The organism is Microvirga sesbaniae (assembly GCF_025460805.1).
GTDB classification, from domain to species: domain Bacteria; phylum Pseudomonadota; class Alphaproteobacteria; order Rhizobiales; family Beijerinckiaceae; genus Microvirga; species Microvirga sesbaniae.
The window spans coordinates 331,920-356,473 of the sequence record NZ_JAMXFJ010000003.1; the positions used below are offsets into that span (position 1 = coordinate 331,920).

22 protein-coding genes are annotated in these 24,554 nt (G+C 64.5%); all 22 read left to right on the top strand.

What is annotated here, in order from left to right; translation table 11 throughout:
- Window positions 1-10 precede the first annotated feature (10 nt).
- The gene (gene nuoH, locus OCW50_RS06840) at window positions 11-1,036 is read left to right on the top strand and encodes an NADH-quinone oxidoreductase subunit NuoH (RefSeq protein WP_262296905.1); all 1,026 of its coding nucleotides are present in this window, start codon (window positions 11-13) and stop codon (window positions 1,034-1,036) included.
- A gap of 11 nt (window positions 1,037-1,047) precedes the next feature.
- Window positions 1,048-1,536 (top strand): NADH-quinone oxidoreductase subunit NuoI, encoded by a 489-nt coding sequence (nuoI, locus tag OCW50_RS06845; RefSeq protein WP_210811803.1) that lies wholly within the window; start codon window positions 1,048-1,050, stop codon window positions 1,534-1,536.
- Between the two features lie 138 nt (window positions 1,537-1,674).
- Entirely contained in the window at window positions 1,675-2,289 is a 615-nt protein-coding gene (locus OCW50_RS06850) for an NADH-quinone oxidoreductase subunit J (RefSeq protein ID WP_262296906.1), read from the top strand.
- An 11-nt stretch (window positions 2,290-2,300) separates the two neighbouring features.
- Window positions 2,301-2,609, top strand: a complete 309-nt coding sequence (nuoK, locus tag OCW50_RS06855) for an NADH-quinone oxidoreductase subunit NuoK (RefSeq protein WP_173950489.1) — start codon at window positions 2,301-2,303, stop codon at window positions 2,607-2,609.
- Between the two features lie 24 nt (window positions 2,610-2,633).
- The gene (nuoL, locus tag OCW50_RS06860; protein WP_262296907.1) at window positions 2,634-4,697 is read left to right on the top strand and encodes an NADH-quinone oxidoreductase subunit L; all 2,064 of its coding nucleotides are present in this window, start codon (window positions 2,634-2,636) and stop codon (window positions 4,695-4,697) included.
- Window positions 4,697-6,208, top strand: a complete 1,512-nt coding sequence (locus tag OCW50_RS06865) for an NADH-quinone oxidoreductase subunit M (protein ID WP_262296908.1) — start codon at window positions 4,697-4,699, stop codon at window positions 6,206-6,208. Before nuoL ends, OCW50_RS06865 begins: the two co-directional genes overlap by 1 nt.
- 7 nt (window positions 6,209-6,215) lie before the next feature.
- The gene (gene nuoN / locus OCW50_RS06870) at window positions 6,216-7,655 is read left to right on the top strand and encodes an NADH-quinone oxidoreductase subunit NuoN (RefSeq protein WP_262268913.1); all 1,440 of its coding nucleotides are present in this window, start codon (window positions 6,216-6,218) and stop codon (window positions 7,653-7,655) included.
- Window positions 7,656-7,657: 2 nt separating this feature from the next.
- Window positions 7,658-8,488 carry a biotin--[acetyl-CoA-carboxylase] ligase gene (locus tag OCW50_RS06875; RefSeq protein WP_262268914.1) on the top strand — a complete coding sequence of 277 codons (831 nt, stop codon included), beginning with the start codon at window positions 7,658-7,660 and terminating at the stop codon, window positions 8,486-8,488.
- A complete protein-coding gene (locus OCW50_RS06880) occupies window positions 8,488-10,161 on the top strand; it encodes a ribonuclease J (RefSeq protein WP_262268915.1) in 1,674 nt (557 codons plus the stop codon). Before OCW50_RS06875 ends, OCW50_RS06880 begins: the two co-directional genes overlap by 1 nt.
- A gap of 20 nt (window positions 10,162-10,181) precedes the next feature.
- On the top strand, window positions 10,182-10,586 hold the full coding sequence (mce, locus tag OCW50_RS06885; protein WP_262296909.1) for a methylmalonyl-CoA epimerase: 405 nt from the start codon (window positions 10,182-10,184) through the stop codon (window positions 10,584-10,586).
- Window positions 10,587-10,596: 10 nt separating this feature from the next.
- Window positions 10,597-10,932 (top strand): DUF1467 family protein, encoded by a 336-nt coding sequence (locus OCW50_RS06890; protein ID WP_315974403.1) that lies wholly within the window; start codon window positions 10,597-10,599, stop codon window positions 10,930-10,932.
- Between the two features lie 745 nt (window positions 10,933-11,677).
- Window positions 11,678-13,006: a proline--tRNA ligase gene (gene proS, locus OCW50_RS06895; RefSeq protein WP_262268918.1), complete on the top strand. Its 1,329-nt coding sequence runs from the start codon at window positions 11,678-11,680 to the stop codon at window positions 13,004-13,006.
- Window positions 13,007-13,012: 6 nt separating this feature from the next.
- On the top strand, window positions 13,013-14,302 hold the full coding sequence (locus OCW50_RS06900) for a lipoprotein-releasing ABC transporter permease subunit (RefSeq protein ID WP_262268919.1): 1,290 nt from the start codon (window positions 13,013-13,015) through the stop codon (window positions 14,300-14,302).
- A gap of 2 nt (window positions 14,303-14,304) precedes the next feature.
- On the top strand, window positions 14,305-15,000 hold the full coding sequence (locus tag OCW50_RS06905) for an ABC transporter ATP-binding protein (protein WP_262296910.1): 696 nt from the start codon (window positions 14,305-14,307) through the stop codon (window positions 14,998-15,000).
- Between the two features lie 25 nt (window positions 15,001-15,025).
- Entirely contained in the window at window positions 15,026-15,205 is a 180-nt protein-coding gene (locus OCW50_RS06910) for a hypothetical protein (protein WP_262296911.1), read from the top strand.
- Window positions 15,206-15,524: 319 nt separating this feature from the next.
- The gene (dnaE, locus tag OCW50_RS06915) at window positions 15,525-18,998 is read left to right on the top strand and encodes a DNA polymerase III subunit alpha (protein ID WP_262296912.1); all 3,474 of its coding nucleotides are present in this window, start codon (window positions 15,525-15,527) and stop codon (window positions 18,996-18,998) included.
- A 426-nt stretch (window positions 18,999-19,424) separates the two neighbouring features.
- Window positions 19,425-20,447, top strand: coding sequence for a 30S ribosomal protein S2 (locus tag OCW50_RS06920; RefSeq protein WP_262268923.1), 1,023 nt, complete (start codon window positions 19,425-19,427; stop codon window positions 20,445-20,447).
- A gap of 105 nt (window positions 20,448-20,552) precedes the next feature.
- On the top strand, window positions 20,553-21,482 hold the full coding sequence (gene tsf / locus OCW50_RS06925; protein ID WP_262268924.1) for a translation elongation factor Ts: 930 nt from the start codon (window positions 20,553-20,555) through the stop codon (window positions 21,480-21,482).
- Between the two features lie 71 nt (window positions 21,483-21,553).
- Complete coding sequence (gene pyrH / locus OCW50_RS06930) at window positions 21,554-22,267, top strand: UMP kinase (protein ID WP_373371321.1); 714 nt, start codon at window positions 21,554-21,556, stop codon at window positions 22,265-22,267.
- Between the two features lie 71 nt (window positions 22,268-22,338).
- Entirely contained in the window at window positions 22,339-22,899 is a 561-nt protein-coding gene (frr, locus tag OCW50_RS06935) for a ribosome recycling factor (RefSeq protein ID WP_262268925.1), read from the top strand.
- 27 nt (window positions 22,900-22,926) lie between these two features.
- Complete coding sequence (locus tag OCW50_RS06940; RefSeq protein WP_262268926.1) at window positions 22,927-23,694, top strand: isoprenyl transferase; 768 nt, start codon at window positions 22,927-22,929, stop codon at window positions 23,692-23,694.
- 2 nt (window positions 23,695-23,696) lie between these two features.
- Entirely contained in the window at window positions 23,697-24,554 is an 858-nt protein-coding gene (locus tag OCW50_RS06945; protein WP_262296913.1) for a phosphatidate cytidylyltransferase, read from the top strand.

A 24,554-nucleotide genomic window follows, 5' to 3' on the forward strand; every position in this document is an offset into this window, starting at 1 on the left:
AGGAACGATCATGGACCTTGGTGACATCCTCCTCGCAGTCGCGATCATGCTGGGCAAAAGCCTGCTCATGCTGGTGGCTCTGCTCATCTTCATCGCCTATGCGCTCTATGCCGACCGCAAGGTCTGGGCGGCCGTCCAGCTCCGCCGCGGCCCGAACGTGGTCGGGCCCTGGGGCCTGCTCCAGTCCTTCGCCGATCTGCTCAAGTTCGTCCTGAAGGAGCCGGTGATCCCGGCGCCGGCCAACAAGGGCATGTTCCTGCTCGCCCCCCTGGTGATGTGCACGCTCTCGCTGGCCGCCTGGGCGGTGATCCCGCTCAATGCGGGCTGGGCCATCGCCGACATCAACGTGGGCATTCTCTACATCTTCGCGATCTCGTCGCTCGGCGTCTACGGCGTCATCATGGGCGGCTGGGCTTCGAATTCGAAGTATCCATTCCTCGGAGCGCTGCGCTCCGCGGCCCAGATGGTCTCCTACGAGGTGTCGATCGGGTTCGTGATCGTGACGGTGCTCATGTGCGCCGGGACGCTGAACCTCTCGGCCATCGTCGAGTCGCAGAACACCCGCCTCGGCCTCTTCGGCTGGTACTGGCTGCCGCTGTTCCCGATGTTCGTGGTGTTCTTCATCTCGGCCATGGCCGAGACGAACCGTCCCCCGTTCGACCTCCCGGAGGCCGAATCCGAGCTCGTGGCCGGCTACATGGTGGAGTATTCCTCCACCCCGTACCTGCTCTTCATGCTCGGCGAGTACGTGGCCATCATGACCATGTGTGCGCTGGGCACGATCCTGTTCCTCGGTGGGTGGCTGTCGCCGATCCCATTCGCGCCCTTCACCTGGGTGCCGGGCGTGATCTGGTTCGTCCTCAAGGCGAGTTTCCTCTTCCTGCTCATCGCCATGGTGAAAGCCCTGGTCCCACGCTACCGCTACGATCAGCTCATGCGCCTCGGCTGGAAGGTCTTCCTTCCGCTCTCCCTGGCCATGGTCGTCATCGTGGCGGCCGTCCTGATGGCCACCGGCAACGCGCCGGGCGTCCGCTAAAGGAGATCGGCATGCATCTCGACCGCATCGCCCAGTCCCTCCTGCTGAAGGAGTTCATCTCAGGCTTCATCCTGACGGTGAAGTACTTCTTCAAGCCGAAGGCGACCCTCAACTATCCGTTTGAAATGGGCCATCGCGGACCTCGCTTCCGCGGCGAGCACGCCCTGCGCCGCTACCCCAACGGGGAAGAGCGCTGCATCGCGTGCAAGCTCTGCGAGGCGATCTGCCCGGCCCAGGCCATCACCATCGAGGCCGGCCCGCGGCGCAACGACGGCACCCGCCGGACGACGCGTTACGACATCGACATGGTGAAGTGCATCTATTGCGGCATGTGCCAGGAGGCCTGCCCGGTGGACGCCATCGTCGAGGGCCCGAATTTCGAGTTCTCGGTCGAGACCCGCGAGGAGCTCTACTACGACAAGGCCAAGCTTCTCGAGAACGGGGAGCGCTGGGAGCGTGAGATCGCGCGCAACATCGCGAAGACCGCGCCCTACCGGTAGGAACGCCTTCCGCCCGGCAAGGGCAGGGGGCAAGCAGGTCCGGCGGGTTGTGCCCGTCGGATTCGGATTTTATAGACAGGCCGCCGGATTCTCCGGCGCCACGTCGGAAGGGGCCGCCTCGGGCGGCTTAAGCTGAGCATGACGGTCACTGCCGCCTTCTTCTATCTGTTCGCGACGATCACGGTCGCCTCCGGCTTCATGGTGATTGCCTCCCGCAATCCCGTGCAGTCGGTGCTCTTCCTCATCCTGGCCTTCGTCAACGCGGCGGGCCTGTTCCTGATGATGGGAGCCGAGTTCCTGGCGATGATCCTGGTCATCGTCTATGTGGGGGCGGTCGCGGTGCTCTTCCTCTTCGTGGTCATGATGCTCGACGTGGACTTCGCGGCGCTTCGCCAGGGCTTCCTGCAGTATCTGCCGGTCGGCGGCGTGATCGGGGTGATCTTCCTCCTCGAGCTGATCCTCGTCGTCGGAGCCTATGCGGTCGATCCGGGCCTCGTCCGCTCGCCGGCCGTTCCGATCCCGGCGCCCGACGTCATGACCAACACCGAGGCGCTCGGCCAGGTTCTCTACACCCGCTACTTCTACTTCTTCCAGGCGGCCGGCCTGATCCTGCTGGTCGCCATGATCGGCGCCATCGTGCTGACCCTGCGCGAGCGGGTCGGCGTGCGGCGCCAGGATATTTCCAAGCAGAACGCCAGGACGCAGGAGACTGCCGTGGAGGTCCGGAAGGTTCCCTTCCGGCAGGGCATCTAAGGAGGCACGCAATGGTTATCGGACTGGGCCATTACCTTACCGTCGCGGCCGTGCTCTTCACGCTCGGGGTGTTCGGGATCTTCATCAACCGGAAGAACGTGATCGTCATCCTGATGTCGGTCGAGCTGATCCTGCTCGCCGTGAACATCAACATGGTCGCCTTCTCGACCCACCTGAACGACATCGTCGGCCAGATCTTCGCCATGCTGATCCTCACCGTCGCGGCAGCGGAGGCGGCCATCGGCCTTGCCATTCTCGTGGTCTTCTTCCGCAACCGCGGGTCGATCGCAGTCGAAGACGTCAACAGGTTGAGGGGCTAAGCCCGAACGGCGAAGTAAACGACAATGTATCACGCAATCGTCTTCCTGCCGCTCGTCGGCTTCCTCATCGCAGGCATCTTCGGGCGCGTCCTCGGAGCCCGTCCCAGCGAGCTCATCACCACGGCGCTGCTCTTCATCGCGGCGGTCCTGTCCTGGATTTCCTTCATTCACGTCGGCTTCGGCGAGGGCGCCACCCGCGTCCAGGTGGCCCAGTGGATGTCGGTGGGCGACCTTCAGGTCGATTGGGCGTTCCGGATCGACACGCTGACGGCCATGATGCTGGTCGTCGTGAACACGGTGTCGGCGCTGGTTCATCTCTATTCGATCGGCTACATGCACGAGGACCCGCACCGTCCGCGCTTCTTCGCCTATCTCTCGCTCTTCACCTTCGCCATGCTCATGCTGGTGACGGCGGACAACCTCATCCAGATGTTCTTCGGCTGGGAGGGGGTCGGTCTCGCGAGCTATCTCCTCATCGGCTTCTGGTACCAGAAGGACTCGGCCAACGCGGCCGCCATGAAGGCCTTCATCGTCAACCGCGTCGGCGACTTCGGCTTCCTGCTCGGCATCTTCACGATCTTCGTCCTGTTCAACGGCGTGACCTTCGACGGGATCTTCCCGCGCGTCGCCGAGTTCGCGAACGCGCGCTTCACCTTCCTGGGGATCGAATGGCACGCGCTGACGATCGCCTGCCTGCTGCTGTTCATGGGCGCCATGGGCAAGTCGGCCCAGTTCCTGCTGCACACCTGGCTCCCGGACGCGATGGAGGGCCCGACCCCGGTCTCGGCTCTCATCCATGCCGCCACCATGGTGACGGCGGGCGTGTTCATGGTTGCCCGTCTGTCCCCAGTCTTCGAATATGCGCCGGCCGCTCTGACCGTCGTGACGGTGATCGGCGGCATCACGGCCTTCTTCGCCGCGACCATCGGCCTGGTTCAGAACGACATCAAGCGGGTGATCGCCTATTCGACCTGCTCGCAGCTCGGCTACATGTTCGTCGGCCTGGGCGTCGGAGCCTACAGCGCCGGCGTGTTCCACCTGTTCACGCACGCCTTCTTCAAGGCTCTGCTGTTCCTGGGTGCCGGCTCGGTCATCCACGCCATGCATCATGAGCAGGATATCCGCCACATGGGGGCCCTGCGCCGCTACATCCCCTTCACCACGGCCATGATGGCGGTCGGCACGCTGGCGCTGACGGGTTTCCCGTTCACGGCGGGCTACTACTCCAAGGACGCGATCATCGAGGCGGCCTATGCGGCTCATTCGTCGGCAGGCTCCTTCGCCTTCCTGGCCACGGTCGTCGCCGCGTTCATGACCTCGTTCTATTCCTGGCGCCTGTTCTTCCTCACCTTTGAGGGAACCGCCCGCTGGGGCCATGGACACCATACCCCGAGCGCGCACGAGGGCGTGGAGCACGACGAGTCCGGCCATGACGTCGAGCCGGGCTCTCATGCCCAGCACGAGCACGGCCATGACGATCACGCTCATGACGACCACGCCCACGGGCACCACGGCTCGCACATGCCGCACGAGAGCCCGCTCGTGATGCTCGTGCCGCTGCTCGTGCTCGCCATCGGGGCGGTTCTGGCCGGCGTCATCTTCCACGGTGCGTTCATCGGGGAGGGCTACGAGGAGTTCTGGAAGGGAGCGCTCTTCACGGGGCCGAACAACCATATCCTGGAGACGATGCACCATCTTCCGGGCTGGGTCCCGCTTCTGCCCACGATCATGATGATCCTCGGCTTCCTGGTCGCAGTGTACATGTACATCATCGACGCCAAGCAGCCGGCGAAGCTGGCGGCCGACCACCCGATCCTGTACCGGTTCCTGCTCAACAAGTGGTACTTCGACGAGCTCTACGACGCGATCTTCGTACGGCCCGCCATGGCGATCGGGCGCTTCCTCTGGCGCACCGGTGACCAGCGGATCATCGACGGCCTCGGGCCCGACGGCATCTCCGCCCGCGTTCTCGACGTGACGCGCGGCGTGGTGCGGGTGCAGACGGGCTACGTCTATCACTATGCCTTTGCGATGCTGATCGGCGTTGCGGCTCTCGTGACCTTCTATCTCTTCAGGGGAGCCCACTAATGCTCGGCTTCGGCATCCTCTCCGGCCTTCTCATCCTGCCTCTCGTCGGAGCGGCCTTCATCCTGACCCTGCGCGGCGACAGCGAGGCTGCCCGCTCGAATGCGCGCTGGGCGGCGCTTGCCACGACCATCGCGACCTTCCTGCTGTCCCTTGTGGCGTGGGCACGTTTCGATGTTGCTTCGGCCTCGTTCCAGCTCGTGGAAAGCCATTCCTGGCTGACCGAGACGATCCGGTTCAAGCTTGGCGTCGACGGCTTCTCGATGCCGCTCGTCCTGCTCACCACGTTCCTGATGCCGTTCTGCATCCTGGCCTCGTGGGAGTCGATCGAGAACCGGGTCAAGGAGTACTTCGTCGCCTTCCTTGTGCTCGAGACCACGATGATCGGCGTGTTCTGCGCCCTCGACCTCGTGCTCTTCTACCTGTTCTTCGAGGCGGGCCTGATCCCGATGTTCCTCATCATCGGCATCTGGGGCGGCAAGCGCCGCATCTATGCGAGCTTCAAGTTCTTCCTCTATACGCTGCTCGGGTCGGTCCTGATGCTCCTGGCCATCATGGCCATGTACTGGGCCGCCGGGACCACCGATATCCCGACGCTGCTGGCCTTCAAGTTCGCGCCGAACCTGCAGATCTGGCTCTGGCTGGCCTTCTTCGCGTCCTTCGCGGTGAAGATGCCCATGTGGCCGGTCCATACCTGGCTGCCGGACGCTCACGTGGAAGCCCCGACGGCCGGCTCCGTCATCCTGGCGGGCGTCCTGCTCAAGATGGGCGGCTACGGCTTCATCCGAGTGTCCCTGCCCATGTTCCCGGATGCGTCGCTCTATTTCGCGCCGCTGGTCTATGCGCTGTCCGTCATCGCGATCATCTACACCTCGCTGGTCGCCCTGATGCAGGAGGACATCAAGAAGCTGATCGCCTATTCGTCGGTGGCGCATATGGGCTTCGTGACCATGGGCCTGTTCAGCATGAACGAGCAGGGCATCCAGGGCGCCATGTTCACCATGATCTCGCACGGTCTGATCTCCGGCGCGCTGTTCCTGAGCGTCGGCGTGATCTACGACCGCATGCATACCCGCGAGATCAAGGCCTATGGCGGCCTCGTCAACCGCATGCCGCTCTACGCGGTGGTGTTCCTCATCCTGACCATGGCGAACGTGGCCCTGCCCGGGACCTCGGGCTTCATCGGCGAGTTCCTGACCCTGATGGGAGCCTTCCGGTCGAACACCTGGGTGGCGTTCTTTGCGGCGACCGGCGTGATCCTCTCGGCCGCCTATGCGCTCTGGCTCTACCGTCGCGTGGTCTACGGACCCCTCGAGAAGCCGGCCCTGCAGGGCATCACGGACCTGAACCGTCGCGAGATCATCACCTTCGCGCCCCTTATCCTGCTCATCATCTATTACGGCGTCCAGCCGGGCCCGATCCTTGATGCCTTCGCGGCACCGACGGATGCGCTCATGAACAGCGTCCAGGCTGCGCTCGCCACCGTGAAAACGGCCGCTGTTGCGGCACACTGAGGTCACGATGAACCCCGCCCTCGCCATTCCCGCTTTCGGTCCGCTGCTGCCAGAGATCCTGATGGCAGTCGGAGTTCTTGTCCTGGTCCTGTTCGGCGCGTTCCGCGGCGAGCGCCCCGGCTACGGCATGAGCATTATCGCGCTCGCGCTGCTCGCCGTGACCTTCGTGGCGGTCCTGATGCTCCCCTCGGAGCGGGTCGAGACCATGGCCGGCTCCTTCGTGGTGGACGGCTTCGCCAAGTTCATGAAAGCGCTGACGCTCCTTGCGTCGGCCGGGGGCATCATCCTGTCCCTGGACTACATGAGGCGCGAGGGCATTTACCGGTTCGAGTACCCGATCCTGATCGTGCTCTCGACCATCGGCATGATGATGGTCATCTCGGCGAATGATCTGATCGCGCTTTATCTCGGCCTCGAACTGCTCAGCCTGTCGTCCTATGTCATCGCGGCCTTCGACCGTGACAACGAACGTTCGACGGAAGCCGGTCTGAAGTATTTCGTGCTCGGGGCGCTTTCGTCGGGCATGCTGCTCTACGGCGCTTCCCTGGTCTATGGCTTCAGCGGCAGCGTGTCCTTCCCGGTCATCGCATCCGTCCTGCAGGGGAATGTCGGCATCGGCGCCGTCGTGGGCCTCGTCTTCGTGGCGGCCGGCATCGCCTTCAAGATCTCGGCCGTGCCGTTCCACATGTGGACGCCGGACGTGTACGAAGGGTCGCCGACCCCCGTGACGGCCTTCTTCGCGGCCGCCCCCAAGATGGCCGGCATGGCCATGGCCACCCGCGTGTTCATCGATGCCTTCCCGGGCATCCTGGTCCAGTGGCAGCAGATCATCGTCTTCATCTCGATCGCCTCGATGGCCCTCGGATCCTTCGCGGCCATCGGTCAGCGCAACCTCAAGCGCCTGATGGCCTATTCGTCCATCGGCAACGTGGGCTACGCGCTGATCGGCCTGGCTGCTGGCACGCCGGAGGGCATCCAGGGCGTTGTGGTCTACATGGCCATCTACCTCGCCATGACGCTCGGCACCTTCGCGGTGATCCTCGGCATGCGCCGCGGAAACGTGATGTTCGAGTCCATCGACGATCTTTCAGGTCTGGCCCGCACTCACCCCGCGCTCGCGTTCTGCCTGGCCATGATGATGTTCTCGCTGGCCGGCATCCCGCCGCTGGCGGGCTTCTTCGCCAAGTTCTACGTCTTCGCCGCGGCGATCCAGGCCAACCTCGTGACCCTGGCCGTGATCGGCGTCGTGACGAGCGTCATCGGCGCCTATTACTACCTGCGCATCGTCAAGGTCATGTATTTCGATGCACCGGTGGAGCGGTTCGAGCGCATGTCTCCGGGCGTGAGCTTCGTCCTCGTCGTCTCGAGCGCCGTGGTCCTGCTGTTCTGGCTGGTGCCTGCCCCGATCGTCAATGCAGCGGGCGCCGCCGCGCGCTCCTTGTTCTGACCGTGCGTCTGTCGCCCGAGACCGAGGCCGCCGGCTACCGGCTTCTGTCGCTCGAGGCGACGAACTCGACGAACGACGATGCTCTGCAGGCGGCCCGCGCGGGTGATCCGGGCCAGCTCTGGATCACGGCCCGCGAGCAGCTGGCCGGGAGAGGGCGGCACGGTCGTCAATGGTCGTCGCCCCCGGGCAACCTCTATGCCAGCCTGCTCCTGATCGATCCGTGCGATCTGCGCTCGGCACCCCAGCTCGGCTTCGTGGCCGGGCTGGCGCTCCACGAGGCCGTCGAGGCCGTCTCAAGGATCGGCGCACCGCGTCTGGCCCTGAAATGGCCGAATGACCTCCTGCTCGACGGTGCGAAGGTGTCGGGCCTTCTGCTGGAAGGCCACCGGTTGCAGCCGGACGGGCCTCTGGCCATCGTGATCGGGTTCGGCGTCAATGTCGCCTTCGCCCCGAGCGGAACGCCTTATCCGGCAGCAGCGCTGCAGCATGTTCGCCCGGGCCTGACCAGGGAGGAAGTGTTCACCACCCTGTCCTCGGCCTTCGCCCGGACCTTCTCGGCGTGGCGGTCCTCGTCCCGTGGCCATGGATCGGACCCGTTCGGCGCGATCCGGCGGCTCTGGATGGAGCGTGCGGCAGGGCTCGGCCGGCAGGTGACGCTTCGACTTCCTTCGGGCGAGAAAACAGGGGTCTTCGACGGGCTCGACTCGTCCGGGCGCCTTCAGCTGAAAAGCAATGCCGGAATGGAACTCATCGACGCGGGCGACCTTTATTTTCCCCATTCGCTGCACGATATAGCAAAGCCTGACGCTGGCTCGAAAAGGTCTGGAACTTAATGGCTTCCCACCAGGATGAATTGGTCTTTCTTCCCCTTGGAGGACTCGGCGAAATCGGCATGAACGCTGCCCTCTACGGCTTCGGCCCCGAGGACGATCGGCAGTGGATTCTGGTCGATTGCGGCATGGGTTTCGGCGGCGAGGAAAACCTGCCCGGGATCGATGTCGTCTATCCCGACCTGCGGTTCATCGAAGAGGAGCGGCACAATCTTCTCGGGATCTTCATCACCCATGCGCACGAGGACCACATCGGCGCTCTGGTGGAGATGTGGCCGCGCCTCCGTGCGCCGGTCTATGCAACGCGGTTCGCCATCGGCCTCCTGGAGACACGACGTCTGTCCGAAGCGGATGCGCCGAAGGTCGACCTGAACGAGATCGTCCCCGGGCAACGCCTGAAGCTTGGTGCCTTCGAGATCGAGTACGTGCCGGTCGCCCATTCGATTCCGGAATCGAACGCTCTTGCGATCCGCACGCCGCACGGTTTGGTGGTGCATACGGGCGACTGGAAGCTCGACAACACGCCCTACCTTGGCAGCCTGACCTCGGAAGACAGCTTCCGGGCCCTGGGCGATGAAGGGGTGTTGGCGCTCATCTGTGATTCCACCAATGTGGTCCGCGACGGCACGAGTCCGAGCGAGTCCGACGTCGCCCGGAATCTGGCCCAGTTGATCAAGGATGCCCCGCACCGGGTCGCGGTCACCACCTTCGCGTCCAATGTCGCCCGCATTCGCTCGGTGGCCGAGGCGGCCCGCGAGTGTGGCCGCGAGGTGGTCGTTGTCGGCCGTGCCATGGATCGGGTGGTCGAGGTCGCCAAGGAGTGCGGTTTCCTGGACGACCTGCCGGAGTTCCGCTCCACGGAAAACTTCGGCTACATGCCCCGTGACAAGATCGTGGCGATCCTGACCGGGTCGCAGGGCGAGCCCCGGGCGGCTCTCGCCCGGATCGCTCAGGACGAGCACCCGGACATCGCGCTGTCCGCAGGAGACCGGGTGATTTTCTCGTCGCGTGCGATCCCCGGGAACGAGAAGGCTGTCGGCTCGATCATCAACAATCTGATCGAGCAGGGCATCGAGGTGATCACCGACCGGACGGAACTGGTGCACGTGTCCGGACATCCGCGTCGCGGCGAGCTGGCGCAGATGTACCAGTGGACCCGTCCCCGCATCGCCATTCCGGCCCATGGCGAGCCCCTGCACCTGAGCGAGCACGCGAAGTTCGCGCGGGCTCAAGGCGTGAAGGAAGTCGTCCGGGCCAAGAACGGATCGCTGGTGCGCCTTTCGCCCGGCCCGGCCGAGATCGTGGACAATATCCCCGCTGGGCGACTCTACCGCGACGGCAACATCGTCATCGGAGCCGGCGAGCGGGCGCTGCCGGAGCGCCGCAAGCTTGCCTTCGCGGGAATCGTCACCGTGGCGATCGCCATCGACGACCGGGGCGAGCTCGTCGGCGATCCCGTGATCGACGCCATGGGCATCCCGGACAAGACCAGACAGGGGCGTGACCTGACCGACGTGATCGCGGACACCGTGGCCGACCTGCTCGACGGGCTCCCCAAAGCCAAGCGACGGGATCCGGAGGCGGTCGAGAATGCCGTCCACCGGGCCGTCCGCGCAGCCGTGAACCAGGAATGGGGCAAGAAGCCCGCCTGCCATGTGCTGGTCATCGAGGCCTAGGAGCTGACAGGGGAGCGCCTATGATCGGACGCCTCAATCACGTTGCCATAGCGGTGCCCGACCTCGCGGCCGCTTCGGACCTGTACCGGAAGACTCTCGGGGCGGACGTCTCGGCACCGGAGGCCCTGGACGAGCACGGCGTCACGGTGGTTTTCATCACGCTGCCCAACACCAAGATCGAGCTTCTCGAGCCCCTGGGAGAGGGATCGCCCATCGCCCGTTTCCTCGAGAAGAACCCGGACGGCGGGGTGCATCACGTCTGCTACGAAGTCGACGACATCATCGCGGCCCGCGACCGGCTTCTGGATTCCGGCGCCAGGGTGCTCGGCTCCGGAGAGCCGAAGATCGGAGCCCACGGGAAGCCGGTGCTCTTCCTGCATCCCAAGGACTTCAACGGCACGCTCATCGAGCTCGAGCAGGCGTGAGGACAAGCTGTTGATAAATCTCGTAAAAGCCCTTTCGGGATCGCTCTGGTCCACGATCGCGGTCGTCGTGGTCGTGTCCGGTCTCGCCGTCACGGCGGCTGTCCAAGCCTTCGGCCTGCGCGTCAGCGGAGGCTTGGCGCTCTACTTCGTGATCTGGTGGATCCTGCTCTTCGCGGTCCTGCCGTTCGGTGTCCGCAGCCAGGTCGAAAGCGGGGACGTGGTCCAGGGGAGCGAGCCAGGAGCCCCAGCCCTTCCGGCGCTTCGGGAAAAGGCCATTTGGACGACACTGGTCGCGTCCGTCGTGCTGGTCGTGGCTGCGGCGGTTTTTCCTTTGGCCGGTCTCTAGAGCATCGGGCGCAAAAGTGGGAAGCGGTTTTGCGCGAAAAGATGCTCCCGAACAAAAGCTTGAAGCATCGGGCGCAGAAGGAGCCGTCTCTCCCCTCCACGTCATCACCGGGCTTGTCCCGGTGATCCCGCTTGTCTGAAGCGCTGAGCCCGAAGCAATCGGGATGGCCGGCACAAGGCCGGCCATGACGTGTGGAAGGTATCATCACCCGCTCATGCCACCCGCTACGTCATCACCGGGCTTGTCCCGGTGATCCCGATTGTTCGAGGCTCCGGGTCGAACGATGCGCCAGCCAAGAGTGGAGCATCGGATCCGAGCCCAAACATGGGTCCACGTTCGGGTCCGATGATCTAGAACCAAGAAGAGAAGGAGCCGAAAAAAGAAAAGCAAGGCTTTCGCCTTGCCTGAACTGCCTTTTGGCAATTTTTGATCCCTGGCTTTCTCAGACCAGCGCCTCAGGGCACTTGGGGATCTTGTTCCTCCCGAAACTCGGACCGTAGCCTTTGACCTTGGAAGGCCTCAGACGTTAGCGGTTCGTTTATAGTCACCTTGCCCGACCGTGTCACCTTTTATGGGCACCTCCTGATGCATTTTTCGGCATTTCTTGTATTGATCTTTGGTCTAATCCATCTCGCCGCAGGCCCGATGGGGCGATGACAGCTTGTCTTTTCCCCGAGGCCTGTGTTGTGTGCTGGAAGCGAGTCGCTACCTTTCTCCTGTTCTGACCGAGATCCAAAGGCGTCCCATGCGTTTGAGCCGCTACTTCCTCCCCATCCTCCGCGAGACGCCGAAGGAGGCGGAGATCGTCTCCCACCGTTTGATGCTGCGCGCCGGAATGATCCGGCAGGAGGCGGCCGGAATCTATGCCTGGCTCCCCCTCGGCTTGAAGGTCCTGAACAAGGTCAACGCGATCGTCCGCGAGGAGCAGAACCGCTCCGGCGCCCTCGAGCTTCTCATGCCGACGATCCAGTCGGCGGATCTCTGGCGGGAATCCGGCCGCTATGACGCCTACGGCAAGGAGATGCTGCGCATCCGGGACCGTCATGAGCGCGACATGCTGTTCGGCCCGACCAACGAGGAGATGGTCACCGAGATCTTCCGGGGCTATGTGCGCTCCTACAAGGATCTGCCGTTGAACCTCTACCATATCCAGTGGAAGTTCCGGGACGAGGTGCGGCCGCGCTTCGGCGTCATGCGCTCGCGCGAGTTCCTGATGAAGGACGCCTATTCCTTCGATCTGGATCAGGCCGGCGCCGTGCATTCCTACAACAAGATGTTCGTGGCCTATCTTCGGACTTTCGCCCGCATGGGCCTGAAGGCGATCCCGATGCGCGCCGACACGGGTCCCATCGGGGGCAATCTCAGCCACGAGTTCATCATCCTGGCCTCGACCGGCGAGAGCGAGGTGTTCTGCCACGCGGATTACCTGAACTTCGACATTCCGCCCGCCGAGACGGACTTCGACGATGTTCCGGGCCTCCAGAGCACCGTGGACAGGTGGACGTCGCTCTACGCAGCCACCTCCGAGATGCACGAGGCCTCGGCCTTCGAGGCGGTTCCGGACGACAAGAAGATGTCCGCCCGCGGCATCGAGGTCGGCCACATCTTCTACTTCGGCACCAAGTATTCGGAGCCCATGGGCGCGAAGGTGATGGGGCCCGACGGGCAGGAGAGGCCGGTCCATATGGGCTCCTACGGCATCGGGCCGAGCCGGCTGATCGCCGCCATCATCGAGGCGAGCCACGACGAGAGCGGGATCATCTGGCCGGAAGCCGTCGCTCCCTTCGACGTGGCGATCCTGAACCTGAAGGCCGGCGACGCCGCGACGGACGCCGCTTCCGAGCGCCTCTATCGCGAGCTGGAAGCGGCAGGACGGGACGTTCTCTACGACGATCGGGACGAGCGTCCTGGTGGAAAATTCGCCACGGCCGATCTCATCGGGGTTCCGTGGCAGGTTCTGATCGGACCCAAAGGTCTCGCCGAGGGCAAGGTGGAATTGAAGCATCGGGCAACGGGACAGCGCGAGCATCTTGCGCTCGAGGACGTGATCGCTCGCCTCACGGTTCGTCAATAAGCCGACATGGCCAAGGACAGAAAAGCCGGCACGGGACCGGCCGGGACCAAACCCTTCTCGCTCTTCGAGTGGATGCTCGCCGGGCGTTACCTGCGCACGCGGCGGCGCGAGGGTTTCGTGTCGGTCATTGCCGGCTTCTCCTTCCTGGGTATCATGCTCGGTGTCGCGACACTGATCGTGGTGCTCTCGGTCATGAACGGATTCCGCAAGGAGCTGCTCGACAAGATCGTCGGCATCAACGGCCATATCTTCGTGGCGCCGCTGGAGAGCCCGCTCACCGACTACCCGGAGGTCGCGGCGCGGATCGCCGCGGTGCCGGGCGTCAAGCGGGCCATTCCTCTCGTCGAGGGGCAGGCCTTCGGCTCCTCGCAGTACAACGGCAGCGGCGTTCTCGTGCGGGGCATCCGGGCTGACGATCTGCGCAAGATCGACCATATCGCGGGCAATCTGCGCCAGGGAACGCTCGAGAATTTCGAGGAAGGCGAGGGGGTGGCGATCGGCCGCCGTCTTGCCGATGCGCTGTCGCTCCAGGCCGGCGACACCTTCACGCTCATCACGCCGCGCGGAGCATCGACACCGTTCGGCACCGCGCCCAGGGTGAAAGGCTATCCGGTCAAGGCGATCTTCGAGATCGGCATGTCGGAGTTCGACTCGACCTTCGTGTTCATGCCGCTGACCGAGGCTCAGAACTACTTCAACCGCAACAACGACGTGCAGCTCATCGAGGTCTATCTCGACAATGCCGATCGGGTGGATGCGGCTCGCGCGGCGATCGACGAGGCGGCGGGCCGGCCGATCCTGATGACCGATTGGCGTCAGCGTAATCGAACATTCTTCGGCGCGCTGGAGGTCGAGCGGAACGTGATGTTCCTGATCCTGACACTGATCGTGCTCGTGGCGGCGCTCAACATCATCTCCGGGCTGATCATGCTCGTGAAGGACAAGTCGGAGGACATCGCGATCCTGCGCACCATGGGAGCGACCCGAGGGGCGGTCATGCGGGTGTTCCTGATCACGGGCGCTTCGATCGGCATCGTCGGGACGATTGCAGGCTTCGGCCTCGGCCTGCTGCTTGCGCTCAATGTCGAAACCATTCGGGACGTCATCTCGCGGTTGACGAACACCAATCTGTTCCCGGCGGAACTCTACTTCCTGAGCCGGCTGCCCGCCGAGGTGAACCCGACCGAAGTGGCGACCATCCTGATCATGGCGATGGTTCTGTCGCTTCTGGCGACCCTCTATCCCTCCTGGCGGGCCGCGAAGCTCGATCCGGTCGAAGCGTTGCGTTACGGTTGAGTATGTCGGCAGCCCAGTCCCAACCCGCCCTCTATCTCTCCAAGGTCGAGCGCCGCTACCCGCAGGGAGACAGCTTCCTCGAGGTGCTGCGCGGTGCCGATCTCGCGATTTGGCCGGGCGAGATCGTGGCCCTCATCGCTCCCTCGGGGACGGGCAAGTCGACCCTTCTTCACCTGGCGGGCCTTCTTGAGAAACCCGATGGCGGACAGGTTTTCGTAGGCTCGAAGCCGACGGCCTCCATGAACGATCAGGAGCGCACGCGCGTCCGGCGGGAGGAGCTCGGCTTCGTCTACCAGTTCCACCATCTCCTGCCGGAATTCTCGGCCCTCGAGAACGTGGTGATTCCGCAGCTCATTCGGGGCCTGTCGCGGACGGAAGCCCAGGATCGGGGGACCCAGCTCTTGACCTTCCTGGGTCTCGGCAAGCGTCTCGATCACCGTCCCGGGGAGCTGTCCGGTGGTGAGCAGCAGCGCGTCGCCATCGCACGCGCCGTCGCCAACGCCCCCCGGCTGCTGCTCGCCGACGAGCCGACCGGCAACCTCGATCCCAACACGGCCGATCGGGTGTTCCAGACGCTGGTGGCCATCGTCCGGGCCTCCAAGCTCGCGGCCCTGATCGCCACCCACAACATGGATCTCGCGGCCCGCATGGACCGCCGCGTGACGATCCGCGACGGCCTGATCGTCCAGCTGCCCTAAGAGATTCGCAAACCTGAAAGCGACGGTGCTCGAGCATCGGACGGAAAAAGTGGACCCGCTTTCGGGATCCATTCCGATGCTGCACTCCTTGATGAGCGCATCGTTCGAGCCGACCCGAAGGGCCGCGCCGCCGAATGCCGGACCCGCTTATCCGCACGATGCGCTGGCGAGCCTGGTGGCGAAGACGCCGGCCGGTGCCTTTTAACGCTTTGTTGACTCCGTCCCGCGCCTGGGTTCCGCACAGGCTTTACACAGAACATCCGATGAACAAAGATGAACATACTGGGAACACGGAGATCAAACCATGCTTCGCTTCATCCTCGAGACCACCGCCGAAATCGCTTCTCTCGCCATGTTCGGGTCTGCCGTGGCAATCTGGGCTCTGGTCCTTTCTCCCATCGCTTGATACCGGGATCCACAAGAACCCACCGGGATTCACAGGAACATAGTCCTCGCGCCCGGTGATCGGACTCCGTTAACATAGAATCGTGCAACTATGCGTGCCATTCGATGAGTAGAGTTTTATGGCGCGCATTCTTCACGATATCGGCTTCGTCCATCTGCATGTCCATTCCTCGTACTCCCTGCTCGAGGGGGCGCTGAAGGTCGCGCAGCTCGCAAAGCTCGCCGCCGCCGACAAGCAGCCGGCGCTCGCACTCACCGACACCAACAACCTCTTCGGAGCCCTCGAGTTTTCCGAGAAGCTCGCGGGCTCGGGCATCCAGCCGATCGCCGGCGTCCAGCTCTCCGTCTGCTTCGAGGAGCCGGATCCGGTCGCCCGCGTGGTGCCGCAGCCATCGAACATCGTGCTGCTCGCGCAGACGGAGGAGGGGTATCGCAACCTCATGCGCCTCGTGAGCCATGCCTATTTCGGCGTGCCGCTGGGTGAGAACCCGCGGGTGATGGCCCCCGCGCTCACGGCACACAGCGAGGGGCTGATCGCCCTGACGGGCGGATTCTCGGGCCCGCTCGATTGTGCGCTGCGCAACGGGGGGCGCCAGGATTTCGCGCAGGCCCGCCTCGACATGCTGAAAAGCGCCTTCGGTCATCAGCTCTACGTCGAGATCCAGCGCCATGGTCTCGAAGACGAGCGCGTGATCGAGAACGAGCTGCTGGCTTTGGCCGACCGGAACGGGCTGCCGATCGTCGCGGCCAACGAGCCCTTCTTCTCGTCGGCGAAGGACTACGAGGCGCACGATGCGCTGCTCGCCATCGCGGAGGGGCAGATCGTCTCGAACCCCAACCGGCGCCGCCTCTCTCCGGAACACCACTTCAAGACGCGCCAGCAGATGATGGAGCTGTTCGCGGATCTGCCCGATGCGCTCCAGGCGAGCGTCGAGATCGCCATGCGCTGCGCCACGCGGGTGCGGACCCGCAAGCCCATCCTGCCGAATTTCGGCACGGGCCCCGACGCGGTTTCCCTGGACGAAGGCGAGGAGCTGAAACGGCAGGCCGAGGAAGGGCTCGAGAAGCGCCTCGCGGCTCATGGACCCGCGCCGGGTCTGACCGAGCAGGATTACCGGGACCGGCTCGCCTACGAGATCGGCATCATCCGGAACATGAAGTTTCCGGGATACTTCCTGATCGTGTCCGACTTCATCAAATGGGCGAAGGACCACAACATTCCGGTCGGACCGGGACGTGGGTCGGGAGCAGGCTCCCTCGTGGCCTATGCGCTCACCATCACGGATCTCGATCCCCTGCGGTTCGCCCTGCTGTTCGAGCGCTTCCTCAACCCGGAACGCGTCTCGATGCCCGACTTCGACATCGACTTCTGCGTGGAGGGCCGAGAGCGCGTCATCGAATACGTGCAGCAGCGCTACGGCGAGGAGCAGGTCGCGCAGATCATCACCTTCGGTACGCTGCTCGCCCGCGGCGTGATGCGCGACGTCGGCCGCGTGCTTGAAATGCCCTACGGGCAGGTGGACAAGCTCACCAAGCTCGTGCCGCAGAACCCGGCCAATCCGGTCACCCTCGCGCAAGCCATCGAGGGCGAGCCGAAGCTTCAGGCGGCCATCGACGAGGAACCGGTCGTCAAGCGCATGCTCGACATCGCGCAGAAGCTCGAAGGCCTTCACCGGCACGCCTCGACCCACGCCGCCGGCGTGGTGATCGGCGACCGGCCATTGCAGGAATTGGTGCCGCTCTATCGAGACCCGAAGACCGGCATGCGGGTGACCCAGTTCAACATGAAATGGGTCGAGCAGGCCGGCCTCGTGAAGTTCGACTTCCTCGGGCTCAAGACCCTCACGGTTCTGCGGACTGCGGTCGATCTCATTCGACGGAAGGGGATCGAGGTCGATCTCTCGGCCCTGCCGCTCGACGACCGCAAGACCTACGAGATGCTGCGGCGCGGCGAGACGGTCGGCGTGTTCCAGGTGGAATCGGCGGGCATGCGCAAGGCTCTGGTCGAGATGGAGACCGACCGCTTCGAGGACATCATCGCCCTCGTGGCGCTCTATCGCCCGGGCCCGATGGCGAACATCCCGGTCTACTGCGCGCGCAAGCTCGGCAAGGACGAGCACAACAAGAAGGACTGGTATCCCCACGACAAGCTGGAGCCCATCCTGCGCGAGACCTTCGGCATCATCGTCTACCAGGAGCAGGTGATGGAGGTGGCGAAAGTCCTCTCCGGCTACTCGCTCGGCGATGCCGATCTTCTGCGCCGCGCCATGGGCAAGAAGATCAAGGCGGAGATGGATGCGCAGCGCGAGCGCTTCGTGTCCGGGGCGAAGGAGGGCGGGCTCGACAAGGCGAAATCCAACGAGATCTTCGACCTGCTCGCCAAGTTCGCGGATTACGGGTTCAACAAGAGCCACGCGGCCGCCTATGCTCTCGTGGCGTTCCAGACGGCCTATCTCAAAGCCAATCATGCGGTCGAGTTCCTGGCCGCGTCGATGACGCTCGATCTCGACAACACCGACAAGCTGGCCGAATTCCGCCGCGAAGCGCAGCGCCTCGGGTTCAAGGTCATCCCGCCGTCGATCAACCGGTCGGGCGTCGTCTTCGACGTGACCTATGACGAAGACGGCAAGGGCCAGATTCTGTATGCCCTTGCGGCCGTCAAAGGGGTCGGTCGCCAGGCCATCGAGAGCGTCGTCGAGGCGCGCGGCGACAAGCCGTTCAAGGACCTTGCGGACTTCGCCCGACGCATCAATCCGCGCATGCTCAACAAGCGCACGCTCGAGAACCTGATCGCAGCCGGGGCCTTCGACGAGCTGGAGCCCGACCGGGCGAAGGCCTGCGCGTCGGTCGACGCCATGATGAGCCTCGCCCAGCAATCTCACGAGGCGGCCAACGGCGGCATGATGGACATGTTCGGCGGTGTCGCGTCGGCGGATGTGCAGCTGCGCATCGGACCCTATGATCCATGGCCCGCCGCCGAGAGGCTGCAGCGGGAATACGACGCCGTCGGTTTCTTCCTCTCCGGCCATCCCCTCGACGAGTACGGCGACCTTCTCAAGAAACTGCGTGTGCAGACCTGGGTCGAGTTCTGCCGCTCGGTCAAGGCGGGCAATTCCGTGGGTCGGGTCGCCGCCACCGTGCTCGACAGGCAGGAGCGCCGCACCAAGACGGGCAACAAGATGGGCATCCTCGTGCTGTCCGATCAGACCGGGCAGTTCGAAGCCATCATCTTCTCCGAAGGCCTGCAGCGTCTCCGGGATGTCCTCGAGCCGGGCTCCGCCGTGGTTCTGATGCTTCAGGCCGGGCTCGAGGGCGAAGAGGTGAGGGCGCGCATCGGCATGGCCGAGCCGCTGGACGAGGCGGTCGCCAAGCACCAGAAGAGCATGCGCATCTTCCTGCGCGACGAACGGCCGATTCCCAGCGTCTACGAGCGGCTCAAGGTCCGGGGCGAGGGCGAGGTTTCCCTCGTGCTCATCCTCGACGACGGCGACCGGGAGGTGGAGGTCAAGCTCCCCGGTAAATACATGGCCAGTCCCCAGATCGCGGGCGCGCTCCGGGCGGTGCCGGGCGTGGTGGACGTGCACATGAACTGACGCGGCCGGAACGGCCCTCACGGAGTGCGGGAGCGAGCCCCGCCTCAGCGACGGCCGGTCTTCGCAGCCGGGGGCTCGGCACCGGAATCATGGACGTCGCCGAGGCAGCGGCGGCCGGGCGGGGGGCTTCACCGGGAAGCTCGGCCATGCCGTCCTCGGACCCTCGAGAATCGGCCCGGAGAAACTCCCCGAGGCAACTCCCCGAGGCCGTGCGAGATTCCTTCCGGGAAAGCGATTCCGCAGCTGACGGGTCTTCCGAGAGCAGGCCACGTCGGCCTTCCCATCCTTTGGCTTGCATTTCCGAGCCTTTACCCCTATATGCGCGCCTATCCCACACGCGGAATCCACCTCATAAGCCCATGAGGTATCCCGGTGGCCGGTTCGACCGGTCCACTGTTCCGCGGAGGCTTAACCGGAGAACAAACTATGGCGCTTCCCGATTTCTCGATGCGCAGCCTGCTTGAGGCTGGCGCTCACTTTGGCCACCAGGCCCACCGTTGGAACCCGAAGATGGGTCAGTACATCTTCGGCACCCGCAACAACATCCACATCATCGACCTCGCCCAGACGGTTCCGATGCTGCACCGGGCCCTCCAGGCCGTCAGCGACACGGTCGCCAAGGGTGGCCGCGTGCTCTTCGTCGGCACCAAGCGTCAGGCTTCCGACGCGGTGGCCGATGCGGCCAAGCGTTCGGCCCAGTACTACGTCAACTCCCGCTGGCTCGGCGGCATGCTGACGAACTGGAAGACGATCTCCGGGTCGATCCAGCGCCTGCGCAAGGTCGACGAGATCCTCGCCGGCGGCGGCCAGGGCCTCACGAAGAAAGAGCGTCTCATGCTCGCCCGTGAGAAGGAGAAGCTCGAGCGTGCTCTCGGCGGCATCAAGGACATGGGCGGCACGCCCGACCTGATCTTCGTCATCGACACCAACAAGGAGCAGCTGGCGATCCAGGAGGCCAAGCGCCTTGGCATCCCGGTGGCCGCCATCGTCGACACGAACTGCGATCCGGACGGCATCACCTTCCCGGTTCCGGCCAATGACGACGCTGGCCGCGCGATCTCGCTCTACTGCGATCTGGTCGCTCGGGCCGCTCTCGACGGCATCTCCCGTGGCGCTGGCGCCATGGGCATCGACATCGGCGAGTCCGAGAACCCGATGGCCGAGGAGCTCCCGGCGAACGACACGGCTGTCGCCGCCTACGAGGGCGAGCAGTTCGAGCGTCTCGCGGCTCCCCGCGGCGCGCCCGACGATCTGACCAAGCTGAACGGCGTCGGCCCGCAGCTCGAGAAGAAGCTCAACGAGGCCGGCATCTTCCATTACTGGCAGCTGGCCGCCATGCAGCCGGGCGATGTCGCCCAGCTCGACAAGGACCTGAAGCTGAACGGCCGCCTGGAGCGTGACGGCTGGATCAACCAGGCCCGCTCGATGATTGAAGCCGCTGCTGCGTGAGCCTGACGGCGCCGCACCATGCAGCGCCGCTTGAACGATTGACCGAGCCCGGCGTTCCACGAGCGCCGGGCTCCCTCTATGCATGAACCTTTGAAAGGAATAGCCATGGCGAACATTACCGCTGCGATGGTGAAGGAGCTGCGCGAGACGACCAGCGCCGGCATGATGGACTGCAAGGCCGCGCTTGCCGAAACGAACGGCGACATGGAGGCGGCGATCGACTGGCTCCGCAAGAAGGGTCTCTCGAAGGCTGCCAAGAAGGCCGGTCGCGTTGCGGCCGAGGGCTTGGTGGCGGTCGAATCCGCCGGTCACACGGCGACGATCCTCGAGGTCAATTCCGAGACCGACTTCGTCGCCCGCAACGACCAGTTCCAGGCCTTCGTTCGCGAAGCCGCCAAGATCGGCCTGATGGGCAACGGCACCCTCGAGTCCCTCGAGGCCGCCCACTTCCCGGGCTCGCAGACGACGGTCAAGGATCGCCTGCAGGAGCTCATCGCCACCATCGGCGAGAACATGACCCTGCGCCGGATCGCCAAGCTCGAGGTCTCCAAGGGCGTGATCGCGTCCTATGTCCACAACGCGGTGACCGAAGGCCTCGGCAAGATCGGCGTGCTCGTGGCGCTCGAATCCGAAGGCGACGTGACCGTCCTCGGCACCCTCGGCCGCCAGATCGCCATGCACGTGGCCGCCACCAGCCCGGTGGCGCTGGACGCCTCCGGAGTCGATCAGGCGACGATCGAGCGTGAGAGCGCCATCCTGCGCGACAAGAACGCCGGCAAGCCGGACCACGTCATGCAGAAGATCATCGAGAGCGGCCTGAAGAGCTACTTCAAGGAGGTCACCCTCCTGGAGCAGCCTTTCGTTCACGATCCCTCGAAGACCGTGACCCAGGTCCTCAAGGAGGCCGAGTCGAAGGCCGGCAAGCCGGTGACCCTCAAGGCCTTCGTCCGCTATGCTCTCGGCGAGGGCATCGAGAAGGAAGAAGCCCCGGACTTCGCGGCTGAAGTGGCCGCCCAGGCCGGTCTCAAGGCCTAAGTCGAACCTGAGTAAAACGGCGGCTCTTCAGCCGCCGTTTTCATGAGAGGCTCGAAAAGAAAGGTCTGACGATGGCAACGTTCCGGCGCATCCTGGTTAAGCTTTCCGGTGAGGCCCTGATGGCTCCCGATGGCTACTGGCTGGATTCTCAGATCCTGTCATCCCTGGCGGAAGATCTGGCCCAGGCCACCCGCGCGGGCTTCGAGATCGCCGTCGTCATCGGCGGCGGCAACATCATTCGCGGCGCCCGCATGAGCGCAGCCGGCTGGATCGACCGGCCCACGGCCGATTCCATGGGCATGCTCGGCACCGTCATGAACTCCCTTGCCGTCGAGACGGCCCTGAACGCGGCCGGCGTTCCGGCCAGGACCATGTCGGCCGTCTCCATGCCGACGATCTGCGAGACCTACGCCCGTCAGCCGGCGCTGCACCACCTCGACAAGGGGCAGGTGGTGGTTCTGGCCGGCGGTACGGGCAACCCGTTCTTCACCACCGACACCGCCGCCGTCCTGCGCGCCGCCGAGCTTCGCTGCGACGCCGTCCTGAAGGCCACCCAGGTCGATGGCGTCTACTCGGCGGATCCGAAAAAGGACCCCGGCGCGATCCGATTCGACCGGTTGACCCACGACGAGGCCATCGCCAAGGACCTGAAGGTCATGGACACGGCGGCCTTCGCCCTGGCGCGGGAGAGCCGGCTCTCGATCATCGTGGGCTCCGTGCATGCCCCGAGTTCCGTGACGGCGCTTCTCCAGGGGAAAGTGCCGTCCACCGTGGTCGCCCCTTGATCCAAGGGCCTTGATGCTGGACCCTGGGAAGCGTAAGCCCGTTTAAATAGTTCGCGTAAGGACAAATTCTGATGGCCACGACCTTTGATCTCGCCGATGTGAAGCGCCGCATGCAGGGCGCCATCAACGCTTTCAAGAACGACCTGGCTAGCCTGCGCACCGGGCGCGCCTCGCCGAACCTGCTCGACCCCATCCAGATCGACGCCTACGGGTCCCTGATGCCGATCAGCCAGGTTGCCACCGTCAACGTGCCTGAGCCGCGCCTGCTGAGCGTTCAGGTCTGGGATCGGGGCATGGTGGCGGCCGTCGAGAAGGCGATCCGGGAATCGGATCTCGGGCTCAATCCGCAGACGGAAGGGCAGGTGATCCGCCTGCGCATTCCCGAGATGAACGAGCAGCGCCGCAAGGAGATGGTGAAGGTGGCGCACAAATATGCCGAGGAGGCGCGGGTCGCCGTTCGACACGTCCGACGCGATGGCCTCGACCTGCTCAAGAAGCTTGAGAAGGACAGCGCGATCAGCGAGGATGACGGCAAGCGTCATGCGGATCAGGTTCAGAAGGCGACCGACCAGTTCGTGGCCGAGATCGACAGCCTTCTCGTCACCAAGGAAAAGGAAATCATGCACGTCTGACAGCCAGGCGCGCATTGGGACGGACATATGAGCGGCGAAGCCAAAAAGTCGGCCCCGAGCCTTGCGTGCAACGAAGCAGGCGAGGGGATGCCGACTCATGTTGCCATCATCATGGATGGAAACGGCCGCTGGGCCGCTCAGAGAGGGCTGCCTCGGTTCGAAGGGCATCGCAAGGGGATCGACGCGATCCGCCGTGCGGTCAGAACCGCGACGGATCTCGGTATCCGCTTCCTCACCGTCTACAGCTTCTCGGCGGAGAACTGGCGCCGGCCCGCCGATGAGGTCTCGTATCTCATGGGATTGCTCAAGCGCTTCGTACGCCACGACCTCGCCGAGTTGCACGCCAACAACATCCGCGTTCGCATCATCGGCGAGCGCGAAGGCTTGGCCTCCGACATCCGCATGCTCCTCGACGAAGCGGAGCAGCTCACCCGCTCGAACACCGGCCTGACCCTCGTCATCGCGTTCAATTACGGAGGCCGCCAGGAGATCGTGAGTGCCATCCGGGCTCTCGCGGTCAAGGTGAAGGCGGGAACACTCGACCCGTCCGAGATCGACATGAACACGGTCGGAGCGACCCTCGACACCCATGGCATTCCCGACCCGGATCTCGTCATCCGGACGTCGGGCGAGCAGCGGGTGTCGAACTTTCTCACTTGGCAGACCGCGTATTCCGAGTTCGTCTTCCTGCCCTGCTTCTGGCCGGACTTCGACGAGACGGCGTTTCAGAGCGCGATCGCCGAGTACTACAGGCGCGATCGCCGTTTCGGCGGTTTGAGCGCGCGGGCAGGCTGACGATGGTCGCAGACCAGGGCTCGTCCTTGCCGTCCCATCCAAAGCCGAGTTCATCCAAGGAACTGACGACGCGCATTCTGTCCGCCGTCGTCATGATCGCAGCCGCCCTGCTGACGGCCTATTGGGGCGGCTGGCCCTTCGCCCTGTTCTGGCTGGCGGCCGGGACCGCCATCATGGTGGAATGGACCCGGATGACGGGGGCCGAACCACGCCCCCTGGTGCAGGGCGTCCTCGCGCTCGGGCTCGCCGTTCTGACCGCCCTTCTCCTCGCGGAGGCGAGCTTCGGCCTGTTCCTCCTGGCAGGGCTCGTCTTCCTTGTGACGGGCATCGTTGTGACCCGGGGCGGCCCCAGCCGGATCTGGTCGGGCTCGGGCTTTCTTTATGCATCCTTGATCGTTCTCGTCCCGCCGATCGTGCGCGACCATCCCGAACTTGGAATTCTGGGCCTGCTGTGGATGTTCGCCGTCGTGTGGGCAACCGACATCGCGGCCTATTTCACGGGACGAACCTTTGGGGGGCCGAAGCTCTGTCCGCCGATCAGCCCGAAGAAGACATGGTCCGGCTTCGTCGGAGGCGTCGTCGCGGCGGCCCTGTGCGGCGTGTTGGTCGCCTGGGCCGGCGGGGCCTACGGCCACAGCCTGCCCTTCGGCTTACCGGCAGTCGCCGTGCTGTCCGTCGTCGCATCGGTCGCAAGCCAGATCGGAGATCTCGGTGAGTCGGCTCTGAAGCGCCATTGCAACGTGAAGGACTCGAGCCATCTCATCCCGGGACACGGCGGCGTCATGGATCGCCTGGACGGCTTCTGGGCCGTCTGCCTTATCGTTGGGGCCATTCTGCTGACGATTCACCTCACTGCATAG